12 protein-coding genes and 1 pseudogene are annotated in these 11,985 nt (G+C 75.3%); 12 read left to right on the forward strand and 1 reads right to left on the reverse strand.

The window, feature by feature from the left end; translation table 11 throughout:
- Positions 1-25: 25 nt before the first annotated feature.
- From lepB to I4I82_RS22735, 8 genes and pseudogenes are all read left to right on the forward strand, one after another.
- Positions 26-1,531, forward strand: coding sequence for a signal peptidase I (lepB, locus tag I4I82_RS22695; protein ID WP_372481238.1), 1,506 nt, complete (start codon positions 26-28; stop codon positions 1,529-1,531).
- 37 nt (positions 1,532-1,568) lie between these two features.
- Entirely contained in the window at positions 1,569-2,345 is a 777-nt protein-coding gene (locus tag I4I82_RS22700; protein ID WP_226370200.1) for a ribonuclease HII, read from the forward strand.
- The gene (locus I4I82_RS22705; RefSeq protein ID WP_172167377.1) at positions 2,342-2,665 is read left to right on the forward strand and encodes a DUF2469 domain-containing protein; all 324 of its coding nucleotides are present in this window, start codon (positions 2,342-2,344) and stop codon (positions 2,663-2,665) included. Before I4I82_RS22700 ends, I4I82_RS22705 begins: the two co-directional genes overlap by 4 nt.
- A gap of 84 nt (positions 2,666-2,749) precedes the next feature.
- Positions 2,750-3,112: a YraN family protein gene (locus tag I4I82_RS22710; protein WP_218594100.1), complete on the forward strand. Its 363-nt coding sequence runs from the start codon at positions 2,750-2,752 to the stop codon at positions 3,110-3,112.
- A complete protein-coding gene (locus I4I82_RS22715) occupies positions 3,112-4,617 on the forward strand; it encodes a YifB family Mg chelatase-like AAA ATPase (RefSeq protein ID WP_218594101.1) in 1,506 nt (501 codons plus the stop codon). Before I4I82_RS22710 ends, I4I82_RS22715 begins: the two co-directional genes overlap by 1 nt.
- On the forward strand, positions 4,614-5,750 hold the full coding sequence (gene dprA / locus I4I82_RS22720; protein WP_218594102.1) for a DNA-processing protein DprA: 1,137 nt from the start codon (positions 4,614-4,616) through the stop codon (positions 5,748-5,750). The genes I4I82_RS22715 and dprA overlap by 4 nt, the downstream gene beginning before the upstream one ends.
- A 361-nt stretch (positions 5,751-6,111) precedes the next feature.
- Positions 6,112-6,996, forward strand: a pseudogene (locus I4I82_RS34650) (tyrosine-type recombinase/integrase).
- A gap of 19 nt (positions 6,997-7,015) precedes the next feature.
- Positions 7,016-7,870, forward strand: a complete 855-nt coding sequence (locus I4I82_RS22735; protein ID WP_226370201.1) for a FliA/WhiG family RNA polymerase sigma factor — start codon at positions 7,016-7,018, stop codon at positions 7,868-7,870.
- Positions 7,871-7,876: 6 nt separating this feature from the next.
- Here I4I82_RS22735 and I4I82_RS22740 read toward each other — a convergent pair whose 3' ends face one another.
- Positions 7,877-8,527, reverse strand: a complete 651-nt coding sequence (locus I4I82_RS22740; protein ID WP_225920652.1) for a peptidoglycan DD-metalloendopeptidase family protein — start codon at positions 8,525-8,527, stop codon at positions 7,877-7,879.
- A gap of 357 nt (positions 8,528-8,884) precedes the next feature.
- Here I4I82_RS22740 and rpsB point away from each other — a divergent pair, with 357 nt between their 5' ends.
- The 4 genes from rpsB (at position 8,885) to frr (ending at position 11,983) form a co-directional block, all read left to right on the forward strand.
- Positions 8,885-9,775, forward strand: coding sequence for a 30S ribosomal protein S2 (gene rpsB / locus I4I82_RS22745; protein ID WP_172167365.1), 891 nt, complete (start codon positions 8,885-8,887; stop codon positions 9,773-9,775).
- A 75-nt stretch (positions 9,776-9,850) separates the two neighbouring features.
- A complete protein-coding gene (gene tsf, locus I4I82_RS22750) occupies positions 9,851-10,666 on the forward strand; it encodes a translation elongation factor Ts (protein ID WP_218589082.1) in 816 nt (271 codons plus the stop codon).
- Positions 10,666-11,418: a UMP kinase gene (gene pyrH / locus I4I82_RS22755; RefSeq protein WP_218589083.1), complete on the forward strand. Its 753-nt coding sequence runs from the start codon at positions 10,666-10,668 to the stop codon at positions 11,416-11,418. Before tsf ends, pyrH begins: the two co-directional genes overlap by 1 nt.
- A gap of 7 nt (positions 11,419-11,425) precedes the next feature.
- Entirely contained in the window at positions 11,426-11,983 is a 558-nt protein-coding gene (gene frr, locus I4I82_RS22760; protein ID WP_218589084.1) for a ribosome recycling factor, read from the forward strand.
- Positions 11,984-11,985 lie beyond the last annotated feature (2 nt).

Genomic DNA, 11,985 nt, shown 5'->3' on the forward strand with positions numbered 1-11,985 from the left:
GACCTGTTGCCGTAGCCTCGTGGCCGTGGCCCTCCCCGAGCTCCCCGACGACCGGCGGGCCCGACCGCAGCGCTTCTCGCCGGCCGGTCCAGCGGGATCCCGGCACGCGGTGCGCACGCCGCCGGGAGGGCAGCCCGCGAGTCGCGGCGACGACGAGGGCGCCCCGGATCAGCGGCCCGAAGGGCCGCGCCGGGGCACCGTCGTGCCCCCGCTCTCGGGGATGCGCCCGCCGCTGCCGCCGTCCGGTCCGCGGCCGCCGCTGAACGGTTCCACCGCTCGCCGCGACGGGGGCGCGCCCGGCAGCGGTGCTGCGTCCGTCGGGGGAGCCCCGCCCGTGCGGCGCTCCGGGCCCCCGGCGCCCGCCGGCCCGAACGGCCGGGGTCCCAGCCGCTACGGCGTGGTCCCGCCGCCCGTCCGCGGGTCCCGCCCGCCGTCGGCGCCCGTCCGCAGGGTCCCCGGTGACGACGAGCCGACCGAGGTCCACGGCGATCCCGTCCGCGACGCCGCTCCGGCGCGCCCCGACACCGCCGCGCGCGCCTCGGCGGCGGCCGCCCCCGCCGGCCCCGTCGACCCCGCACCGGGCGACGAGTCGCCCGCCGCGCCCCCCGGCACCGCCACCGAGTTCCCCGGCCGCCACCGCCGCCGTGCGGGAGCCACCGCCGGGTCCCGGCCCGCGTCGGAGTACCAGGCCGAGGCCGCAGCCGCGCGCGGCGGCAAGAAGGCGCGCCCGGGCCGTCGGCGCCGCGAGAACTTCTGGCGCGAGCTGCCGCTGCTGATCGTCGTCGCGCTGGTGCTCACGTTCCTCATCCAGACCTTCCTGGCCAAGGTCTACGTGATCCCGTCCGGCTCGATGGAGACCACGCTGCACGGCTGCACCGGCTGCAACAACGACCGCGTGCTCGTCGACAAGGTCACCTACCGCTTCACCAGCCCGCAGCCCGGCGACGTCGTCGTCTTCCGCGGCCCGGAGGGCTGGATCAACACCGAGTTCTCGGTGCCGCAGTCCGACAACGCGCTGATCAACGGCCTGCAGCAGTTCGGTTCGCTGATCGGCCTCGCGCCGCCCGACGAGAAGGACTTCGTCAAGCGCGTGATCGCGGTCGGCGGCCAGACGGTGCAGTGCTGCGACAGCCGCGACCGGCTCCTCGTCGACGGCGAGCCCCTCACCGAGCCCTACGTCTACTTCCTGCCCGAGGCCGGCCCGGCCCGCGAGCAGCGCTTCGATCCGGTGACGGTCCCCGAGGGCCAGCTCTGGATGATGGGCGACAGCCGCAACAACTCGTCCGACTCCCGGGCCGAGGGGCACGGCGCCGTGCCGGTGGAGAACGTCATCGGCCAGGCCCGGCTCATCGTGCTGCCGTTCGGCCGGTTCGGGTGGGTCGACGCGATCGACCCGCAGCCCGACCAGGCCGTCGGCATGGGCGCGGGGGCGGCTGCGGGCGTCCCGCTCGCGATGGGGATGCTGGGTACGCTGCCCCTGGCCCTGTGGCGCCGTCGCCGCGCCGAGCGCGGCGAGACCTTCCTGCCCTGACCGTCGTCCGACCGGTCCTGCGAGTCCCGGAGCGTTCGTGCCCGTCCGTCGTCGCCGCCCCCCGCGGATCCTGCTGCCCGCGGAGCTGCGCCCCACCCGTGCGGTGGTGCGGCGCTCCGCCGGGAGCTGGACGCTGCAGTCCACGCTCCACCGGCACGGCCTCGGGCCGGTCGCGGGCGTCGACGAGGCCGGGCGGGGGGCGTGCGCGGGCCCGCTGGTCGTCGCCGCCTGCGTCCTGCGGCCCGGTGACGCGCGGGCGCTCGACGGCCTCACCGACTCCAAGCTGCTGACGGCCGCCGCGCGCGAGGAGTACTACGCGCTGATCCGGCGGCGCGCGCTCGACCACGCCGTCGTCGTCATCCCGCCGGAGGAGGTCGACCGGCGTGGGGTGCACGTCGCCAACATCGAGGGGATGCGCCGCGCCGTCGCCGGTCTCGCGTCGCCCCCCGGCTACGTCCTCACCGACGGCTTCCCGGTGCGGGGGTTCGGCCGACCGGCCCTGGCCGTGCCCAAGGGCGACCAGGTGGCGGCGTGCGTGGCAGCCGCGTCCGTGCTCGCCAAGGTGACCCGGGACCGGATCATGGTCGGTCTCGACGCCGAGCACCCGCGCTACGGGTTCGCCGAGCACAAGGGGTACTGCACGCCGGTGCACGACGCGGCCCTGGCCGAGCACGGGCCGAGCTCGGTGCACCGCTTCTCGTTCGTCAACGTGCGGGCCGCCGCGCGGGGTGAGCTGGTGCCGCGCCTCCCTGCCGCCGGGCGCGTGCCCGTGCTGGTCCACAATGACGGGGTGAGCGAGGAGAGCGAGCTGTGAGCGCCGAGGATCTCGAGAAGTACGAGACCGAGATGGAGCTCACGCTCTACAAGGAGTACCGGGACATCGTCTCCCAGTTCTCCTATGTCGTGGAGACCGAGCGGCGGTTCTACCTGGCCAACTCCGTCGACGTTGCGGCGCGCAACGCCGACGGCGAGGTGTACTTCGAGGTCCGCATGTCCGACGCCTGGGTGTGGGACATGTACCGCCCGGCGCGGTTCGTGAAGAACGTGCGGGTGCTGACGTTCAAGGACGTCAACGTCGAGGAGCTCGACAAGCCCGACCTGCGGCTGCCGGAGGGCGACCAGTTCGGCTCCTGAGCCGGGTTGTCCACATCGGCCCCGGTCCATCCACAGAAATCCGGAAGTCCCGCCGGCGCGTCCGCCCGGCCCCATGGTGGGTCCATGGCAGCGAAGGACGAGCTCGGACGCCGCGGCGAGGACGTCGCGGTGGAGTACCTGCAGGGCCGGGGCCTGGTGGTCCTCGACCGCAACTGGCGGTGTCGCGAGGGGGAGCTCGACGTCGTCGCCACCGAGGCCGACGTCGGCCGGCTCGTGGTGTGCGAGGTCAAGACCCGCTCCGGCACCCGCTACGGCGAGCCCGCCGAGGCCGTCACGGGGCAGAAGGCGCGCCGCATCCGCAGGGTCGCGCAGCGGTGGCTGGCCCAGCACGGCGTGCCGTGGGTGGAGGTCCGGTTCGACGTCTGCGCGGTGCTGGTCGAGCCGGGCCGCCCGGCCACCGTGCAGTACTACGAAGGAGCCTTCTGATGGGGCTCGCACGGGGGTGGTCGGTCGCGCTGCGCGGCGTCGACGGGCACCTGGTGGAGATCGAGGCCGACATCGGGGGCGGGCTGCCGGGCGTCCACCTGCTGGGACTGCCGGACGCGGCGCTGCAGGAGTCGCGCGACCGCGTGCGCGCGGCCGTCGTCAACTCGGGGCTGGTGTGGCCCAACGAGCGGATCGTGCTGGCGCTGAGCCCGGCCACGCTGCGCAAGACGGGCTCGGCCTTCGACCTGGCCCTGGCGTGCTGCGTGCTCGCCGCGGCCGAGCACGTGCCCCAGCCCGCGCTCGACGGCACCGTCCTGCTCGGGGAGCTGGCGCTCGACGGGCGGCTGCGTCCGGTGCGGGGCGTCCTGCCCGCGCTGCTGGCGGCCCGGGCGGCGCGGATGCGCCGCGTCGTGGTGCCGGTCGCGGCGCTGGCCGAGGCCGCGCTGGTGCCCGACATCGAGGTGCTCGGCGCGACCGACCTGCGCGAGGTGCTGTCCTGGCTGCGTGACGGCACGCCGCTGCAGGTGCCCGGGCCGGTCGTCGACGGGTCGGGACCCGAGCCGCCCGACCTCGCCGACGTCGTCGGACAGGACGACGCCCGGCACGCGCTGGAGGTGGCCGCCGCGGGCGGGCACCACCTGCTGCTCATCGGGCCACCGGGCACGGGCAAGACGATGCTCGCGCAGCGCCTGGTCGGGCTGCTGCCGCGGCTGGGCCGGACCGACGCGCTGGCGCTGGCCGCGGTGCGCTCGGTGGCCGGGCGGCTGCCGGCCGAGGCGCCGCTGGCCACGCTCCCGCCGGTCGAGGCGCCGCACCACTCCAGCTCGATGGCTGCGCTGGTCGGCGGCGGCAGCGGCCTCGCCCGGCCCGGGGCGGTGTCGCTCGCGCACCGCGGGGTGCTGTTCCTGGACGAGGCCCCGGAGTTCGGGGCCCACCTGCTCGACGCGCTGCGCACGCCCCTGGAGGAGGGCGAGGTGCGCATCGCGCGGGCCGAGGGCACGGTGCGCTACCCGGCGCGGTTCCAGCTCGTGCTCGCCGCCAACCCCTGTCCGTGCGCACCCGCCCACGACCGCGACTGCGTCTGCTCCTCGCTGGCTCGCCGGCGCTACCTGGGCCGGCTGTCCGGGCCGCTGCTCGACCGCGTCGACCTGCGGGCCGTGATGTACCCGGTCACCACGTTCGCGGCGGCGGCCGACGGCGAGGACACCGCCACCGTCGCCACGCGCGTCCACGCGGCCCGGGCGGCGGCGCTCGAGCGCTGGGCGGGCCACGGGTGGCGCACCAACGCCGAGGTGCCCGGCCCCGAGCTGCGGGGGCGCTGGGGTCTGGCCCGGGCCACGGTCCGTCCGCTCGACGCGGGCATGCGCGCCGGTTCGCTCACCGCGCGCGGGGCGGACCGGGCGCTGCGCGTGGCGTGGACCCTGGCCGACCTCGCCGGGGCCGCGCGGCCCGATCCCGACCACGTCGAGGCCGCGCTGTACTTCCGCGACCGGAGGGCGGCGTGAACGACGAGCTGCTCCGGGCGTGGGCCCACCTGTCGCGGGTCGCCGAGCCGCCCGCCCCCGGGCTGGCCGCGCTGGTGGCCGAGGTGGGCGCGGTGCGCGCCGTCGACCTCGTGCGGCGCGGGGAGGTGAGCGAGCGGGTGGCGGCGGAGACCTCGGCCCGCCGCGGGGTGGAGCGGGCCGACGCCGACCTCGCCGCGGCGTCCGTCGCCGGGGTCCGGATCATCGGGCCCGAGCATCCCGACTGGCCGCACGAGCCGCTCGCCGCCCTCGCGGCGTGCGGGGTCGGCGAGCTCGCGCCGCCGGCGGCGCTGTGGGTGCGGGGGCCCGGGCGGCTCGCCGCGCTGTGCGAGCGGGCGGTCGGCGTCGTGGGGTCGCGGGCGGCCACCGGCTACGGCCTACACGTGGCGGCCGAGCTCGGGGCCGGCCTCGCCGACCGCGGGCACACCGTCGTCTCCGGGGCGGCGATCGGCATCGACGGGGCGGCGCACCGCGGGGCGCTCGGCGTCGAGGGTCCGACGGTGGCGGTGCTGGCCTGCGGCGCCGACCGCGCCTACCCGGTGGCGCACCAGGCGCTGCTCGCCCGGATCACGGCCACCGGGCTGGTGGTGAGCGAGTACCCGCCCGGCAGCGTGCCCGCCCGGCACCGCTTCCTGGTGCGCAACCGCCTGATCGCCGGGCTGTCGGCGGGCACGGTCGTCGTGGAGGCCGGGCTGCGCAGCGGGGCCACCCGCACGGCGAGCGACGCGGCCACCCTCGGGCGTCCCGTGCTGGCCGTTCCCGGGCCGGTCACGTCCGCGATGTCCGCGGGCAGCCACCGGCTGGTGCGCGAGGGCGCGGTGCTGGTCACCCGCACCGAGGAGGTGCTGGAGGAGCTCGGCCCGATCGGCGCGCACCTGGCCACCGACCCGCCCGCCGCCCGGCGCGCCACCGACGCCCTCGACCCCGTGGGGCGGCTGGTGCACGACGCCCTCCCCGCCCGCGGGGCGCGGGAGATCGGCTGGCTGGCGAAGGAGGCCGGCGTCCCGGTCGGGGCGGTGCGGGTGGCCCTGGTCGACCTGGAGCGCCGCGGCCTGGTCGACCACCACGCCGGCCGCTGGCAGCTGCGGCCGGAGGAGCTGCCGGCAGGGCGGTGAGCGAACTGCGCACCTTGCGGCCTCCCGCGCACTCGCGGACGTGCGCGGGAGGCCGGGACGTACGCAGTTCGGCCGGCTCAGGTGGGTGCCGGTGCCGGTGCCGGTGCGGAACGCGGAGGGGTGCGGGGTGGCGGAGGGGCGCGGGGTGGCGGTGGTGGCGGGACACGCGGGTGGGGTGCTTGACCCGGGGCGGCCGGGGCCGGACCGTCGGAGCGTGCCTCCCCGTCCTCCCGGCCCCGAGCGGAGCACCCCCGAGTCCGCCGCCGATCCCGCCGCCGATCACGCCGCCGAGCCGGCGGCCGATCCGGGGGCCGATCCCGCCGCCGAGCCGGGGGCGGCGGCCCGGGCCGTCGCGCCCGACGTGGGGGAGGCGCTGGAGGGGTTCGTGCGCCACCTGACCCTGGAGAAGGGGCGGTCGGCGCACACCGTGCGGGCCTACCGGGGCGACCTCGACGGCCTGCTGTCCCGCCTCGACCTGCTCGCCGCGCTCGACCTGGCCCTGCTCCGGCGCTGGCTGGCGGAGGGGCACGCGGCCGGGCTGGGGCGCTCGACGCTGGCGCGCCGGGCCGCGGCGGCCCGCACCTTCACCGCGTGGGCGCACCGCACCGGGCGCCTCGGGAGCGATCCGGGGGCGCTGCTGGTGTCGCCGCGACCGCGGTCGCCGCTGCCCGACGTGCTCGACACCGCGGAGACGGAGTCGCTGTTCGCCGCGGCGGTGTCGGGGGCCGCCGAGGGGGAGCCGGAGGCGTAGAGCAGCTCGACGACGGCCAGGTCCCGCAGCGCCACCGGCGTGCGGGTGGGGGAGCTGTGCGGCCTGGACGTCGACGACGTCGACGAGGAGCGCCGCGCGCTGCGGGTGCTCGGCAAGGGGAACCGGGAGCGGACGGTGGTCTACGGTGTCCCCGCCGCCCGGGCCCTGCGCCGCTGGCTCGACGGCGGACGGCCCGCGCTGGCCCGCAGCACCTCGCCGCCCGCACTGCTCCTCGGGGCGCGCGGGGGGCGGATGGACCCGCGGATCGTGCGCGAGGTCGTGCACGCCGCGGTGGCCGCGGTGCCCGGTGCGCCCGACACGGGACCGCACGGTCTGCGACACGCCGCCGCCACTCACATGTTGCAGGGCGGCGCGGACCTTCGTTACGTACAGGAGTTACTCGGTCACGCTAAGCTAGCAACCACTCAGCTCTACACACACGTGACCGTCGAACGGCTGAAGGTGGTACATGAGCAGGCACACCCCAGGGCATAGCGCAGTCCTGGACGGAACGGTGCAGCTCAAGGCGTTCGCCGGAGCTCTCGTCACCGCACTGAACCGTCGTGAGCAGGGCCCGCTCGAGCCGGCTCCGGCTCCCGTGGCGCCGGCCGCGCCCGCCCCGGCCGCCGAGCGGACTCCCGTCGAGCAGCTCTGGGACGCCTACCTGACCGAGCCGACACGCCCGGTGCGTGACCGACTGCTCGTCCACTACACGCCGCTCGTCCGCGCGGTCGCGCACCGCACCGCGGCCGGGCTGCCGACCTACGTCGACATCGGCGACCTGGTGCAGTCCGGGGTCTTCGGCCTCATCGACGCCGTCGAGCGCTTCGACCCGCAGCGCTGCCCCCGCTTCGAGAGCTACGCGGCGCAGCGCATCCGCGGCGCGATCCTCGACGAGCTGCGCGCCCAGGACTGGGTGCCGCGCACGATCCGCGGGCGGGCCCGGGAGCTGGACCGCGCGCAGCAGCGGCTGGAGTCGCGGCTGCGGCGCGCGGCCTCGGACCACGAGCTCGCCGCCGAGCTGGGCGTCGCGCCGCGCGACCTGCGCAGCGTCGGCAAGCACGTGGCACTGGTGAGCATCGACGCCCTCGACGACGGCGCGGGCGGGCTGTCGGAGCTGCTCGCCGACGACGCGGCGCCCGACCCGATGGCGGTCGTGCAGGCGCGCGAGACCTCCCGGCAGCTGTCGATGGCGGTGGCGCAGCTCGGCGAGCGAGACCGGCTCGTCGTGCAGATGTACTACCTGGAGAACCGGACGCTGGCCGAGATCGGGCGGCACCTCGGCGTCACCGAGTCGCGGGTGTGCCAGCTGCACACGCGCCTGGTCGGACGGCTGCGGGGCCGGCTCGAGGAGCTCGCCGCGGGCTGATCCGGCTCACCCCGGCCACGGGTCGGGCACCGGCAGCAGCCGGACCCGCGGCGGGCGCAGCAGCACGAGCGGGTCGAGGTACTCGGTGCGGTCGCGGCGCACGCCCCAGTGCAGGCACCCGGGGCAGCCCGGGTGGCCGGGTCCGAGGACGCCGAGCACGGCGCCCGCCCCGACGACCGCGCCCGCGGTGACCGCCGGCTCCACCGGCTCGTAGGTCGTGCGCAGGCCGTCGTCGTGCTGCACCGACACGAGCGACCGGCCGCCCACCGGCCCCGCGAACACCACCGTCCCGCCCCGCGCGGCCAGCACCGCCTGCCCGGGCGCCCCGGCGAGGTCGACGCCCCGGTGGCCGGGCCCGTAGGCGTGCTCGGGCGCCCGGAACGGCGTGCGCACCGGCGGCACGGGCAGCAGCGGCCACGCGTACCGCGCACCCGGCGCCGGCACCCCGGCGAGCGGGGGAGCAGGTGGCGTGACCGGTGGCGGCTCCGCCGGCGGCGCGGGGGCCGATGGCGGAGGAAGTGGTGGAGGAACGGGCGGAGCCGGGGCCGTGACCGTGGGGGTGGCGGCGGTGGGGATGTGGGCGGTGGGGATGGCGGCGCCGGAAGGGACGGCGCCGGGCGCGACGAGGGCCCCCGCGACCAGGACAGCGGTCAGCAAGCGCCCACCCCGCCACCCCCGTCCCGCCATGCCCCGAGCCTGCCCCGCCGGACCCCTCCGCGGCGCCACGTTCCCGCAGGCTGGGGACGGCGGGGCGGGGATGTGGACAACCCGGGCCTCCGGGTGAGGGGGTGCGGGCCCGGGCGTACACTCGACCCGCACCCCGGTTCTCCGGGGTGACTTCGCGCGTTCGCGCCTCCCCTCGGGGGATCGGCGGCCGGGCGGTCCCGCAGGTGGTCACACCGGCGGGTCCGGACGCCGACGCGACGCCAGGGCGGTACCGCCGAACCGGCGCTCCGCACAACCGCGTGCGTGGTCGCCGAGCGGCCGCGCCTGACCGAGAGGTGAACGCAGGCCATGGCCGTCGTCACCATGAAGCAGCTGCTCGACAGCGGCGTGCACTTCGGGCACCAGACCCGACGCTGGAACCCGAAGATGAAGCGCTACATCCTCACCGAGCGCAACGGCATCTACATCATCGACCTGCAGCAGACGCTGTCCTACATCGACCGGGCCTACGAGTTCGTGCGCGAGACCGTCGCGCACGGCGGCACGATCATGTTCGTCGGCACGAAGAAGCAGGCGCAGGAGGCCATCGCCGACGAGGCGGGCCGCGTCAACATGCCGTACGTCAACCAGCGCTGGCTGGGTGGCATGCTCACCAACTTCCAGACCGTCCACAAGCGCCTTCAGCGGATGAAGGAGCTCGAGACGATGGAGCAGACGGGGGGCTTCGAGGGTCGCACCAAGAAGGAGATCCTCATGCTCACCCGCGAGAAGACCAAGCTCGAGAAGACCCTGGGCGGCATCCGGGACATGACCAAGGTCCCGAGCGCGGTCTGGATCGTGGACACCAAGAAGGAGCACATCGCCGTCGGCGAGGCCCGCAAGCTGGGCATCCCGGTCGTCTCCATCCTGGACACCAACTGCGACCCGGACGAGGTCGACTTCCCGATCCCGGGCAACGACGACGCGATCCGCTCCGCGGCTCTGCTGACGAAGGTCGTGGCGCAGGCGGCGGCCGACGGCCTCATGCAGCGCTCGCAGCGCGCCCGCGGTGGCGACGGCGGCGAGGAGAAGGCCGCGGCCGAGGAGCCGCTGGCCGAGTGGGAGCAGGAGCTGCTCACCAGCGGCGCCGGCTCCGACGGTGCGAGCCTGACGGCCTCCGCGGCGCCCGCCGAGGCGCCGAACCCGGCGGCCGAGCCCGCCCCGGCCACCACCAGCAACGGCACCCAGACCGCCAGCTGACCTCCTCACCGCCCCGGGCCGCACAGGTCCGGGGCGGTGCCGGTCCCACCGACTGAAGGACGAAGAGACACCACCATGGCGAACTACACCGCCGCCGACGTGAAGAAGCTCCGCGACCTCACCGGGTCCGGGATGATGGACTGCAAGCGGGCGCTGGAGGACTCCGACGGCGACTTCGACAAGTCCGTCGAGCTGCTCCGCATCAAGGGCGCGAAGGACATCGACAAGCGCGCCGGGCGCGAGACGGCCAACGGCCTCGTCGTCGCCGAGGGCGGCACGATGGTCCAGCTGAACTGCGAGACCGACTTCGTCGCCAAGAGCGACGACTTCCAGAAGCTCGCCGACTCCGTCCTCGCGGTCGCGGTGGCCGAGAAGCCCGCCGACCTCGAGGCGCTCAAGGCCGCCAAGCTCGACGACGGCACCGTCGAGGACGCCGTCCTCGCGCTGTCGGCGCGCATCGGCGAGAAGCTCGAGCTCAAGCGCTACATCCACGTCGACGGCCCGGTCGCGCTGTACCTGCACCGCCGCGCGTCGGACCTCCCGCCGGCCATCGGCGCGCTGGTCTCCTACGACGGTGGCGACGAGGACGCTGTCAAGGGCGTCGCGATGCACATCGCCGCGGCCCGCCCGAGCTACACCACCCGCGACGAGGTCCCGGCCGACGTGATCGAGAACGAGCGTCGCATCGCCGAGGCCACCGCCCGCGAGGAGGGCAAGCCCGAGCAGGTGCTCGCCCGCATCGTCGACGGCCGCATCAACGGCTACTACAAGGACGTCGTGCTCCTCGAGCAGCCGTCCGTGCAGGAGCCGAAGAAGACCGTGAAGGCCCTGCTCGACGAGGCCGGCGTCACCGTGAAGACGTTCGCGCGCTTCGAGGTCGGCCAGGCCTGATGCCCGATCCCGGAGTCGACACCGACCCCCGCCCCGGATTCCGCCGCGTGCTGCTCAAGCTCGGCGGGGAGATGTTCGGCGGTGGTGCCGTCGGTGTCGACCCGGAGGTCGTCGAGACCGTCGCCCGCCAGATCGCCGAGGTCGTCTCCTCCGGCGCGCAGGTGGCGGTCGTCATCGGCGGCGGCAACTTCTTCCGCGGCGCCGAGCTGCAGGACCGGGGCATGGAGCGCTCCCGGGCCGACTACATGGGCATGCTCGGCACCGTCATGAACTGCCTCGCGCTGCAGGACTTCCTCGAGCGCGGGCACCACATCGACACCCGGGTGCAGACGGCCATCACGATGGGCCAGGTGGCCGAGGCCTACATCCCGCGCCGCGCGATCCGGCACCTCGAGAAGGGCCGCGTCGTCATCTTCGGCGCCGGAGTGGGTATGCCCTACTTCTCCACCGACACCGCGGGCGCCCAGCGCGCCCTCGAGATCGGCGCGGAGGCGCTGCTGCTGGCCAAGGGCGTCGACGGTGTGTTCACCGCCGACCCCAAGACCGACCCGGGCGCGAAGCTGTACGAGGAGATCACGCACCGCGAGGTCCTGGAGCAGGGCCTCAAGGTCGCCGATGCCACCGCGTTCAGCCTCTGCATGGACAACAGGATGCCGATCATCGTGTTCAACCTGCTGGTCGAGGGCAACATCGCCCGCGCCGTGCGGGGTGAGAGGATCGGCACGCTGGTCAGTACGCCAGGGGAAAGGTAGGTACGTCGTGATCGACGAGACGCTCTTCGACGCCGAGGAGAAGATGGAGAAGGCCGTCACCGTCGCCAAGGACGACCTCGCCTCGGTGCGCACCGGCCGCGCGACACCCAACATGTTCTCCCGGGTCATGGTCGAGTACTACGGCGCCATGACCCCGATCAACCAGCTGGCCTCCATCAGCATCCCCGAGGCCCGCATGGTGATCATCAAGCCGTACGACGCGAGCTCGCTCAAGGCGCTGGAGAAGGCGATCCGCGAGTCCGACCTCGGGCTCAACCCGGGCAACGACGGCCAGATCATCCGGTGCGTCATCCCGCAGCTGTCCGAGGAGCGGCGCCGCGAGATGGTCAAGGTCGCGCGCGGCAAGGGTGAGGACGCGCGGGTCACCATCCGCAGCGTGCGCCGCAAGGCCATGGACGAGCTCGGCCGCATCGTCAAGGACGGCGAGGCCGGCGAGGACGAGGTCGCCCGCGCCGAGAAGGAGCTCCAGACCACGGTCGACAAGTACGTCCACCAGATCGACGACCTGGTGAAGCACAAGGAAACCGAGCTCCTCGAAGTCTGAGC

The sequence above is a fragment of the Pseudonocardia oceani genome (genome assembly GCF_019263585.2).
In the GTDB taxonomy this organism is placed as follows: Bacteria; Actinomycetota; Actinomycetes; order Mycobacteriales; family Pseudonocardiaceae; genus Pseudonocardia; species Pseudonocardia oceani.

Excerpts from the sequence above, each read along its gene's own strand:
- I4I82_RS22710 (WP_218594100.1), top strand. The coding sequence starts at position 2,750 with ATGGCAGCGAAGGACGAGCTCGGACGCCGCGGCGAGGACGTCGCGGTG.
- I4I82_RS22715 (WP_218594101.1), top strand. The coding sequence starts at position 3,112 with ATGGGGCTCGCACGGGGGTGGTCGGTCGCGCTGCGCGGCGTCGACGGG.
- rpsB (WP_172167365.1), top strand. The coding sequence starts at position 8,885 with ATGGCCGTCGTCACCATGAAGCAGCTGCTCGACAGCGGCGTGCACTTC.
- tsf (WP_218589082.1), top strand. The coding sequence starts at position 9,851 with ATGGCGAACTACACCGCCGCCGACGTGAAGAAGCTCCGCGACCTCACC.
- pyrH (WP_218589083.1), top strand. The coding sequence starts at position 10,666 with ATGCCCGATCCCGGAGTCGACACCGACCCCCGCCCCGGATTCCGCCGC.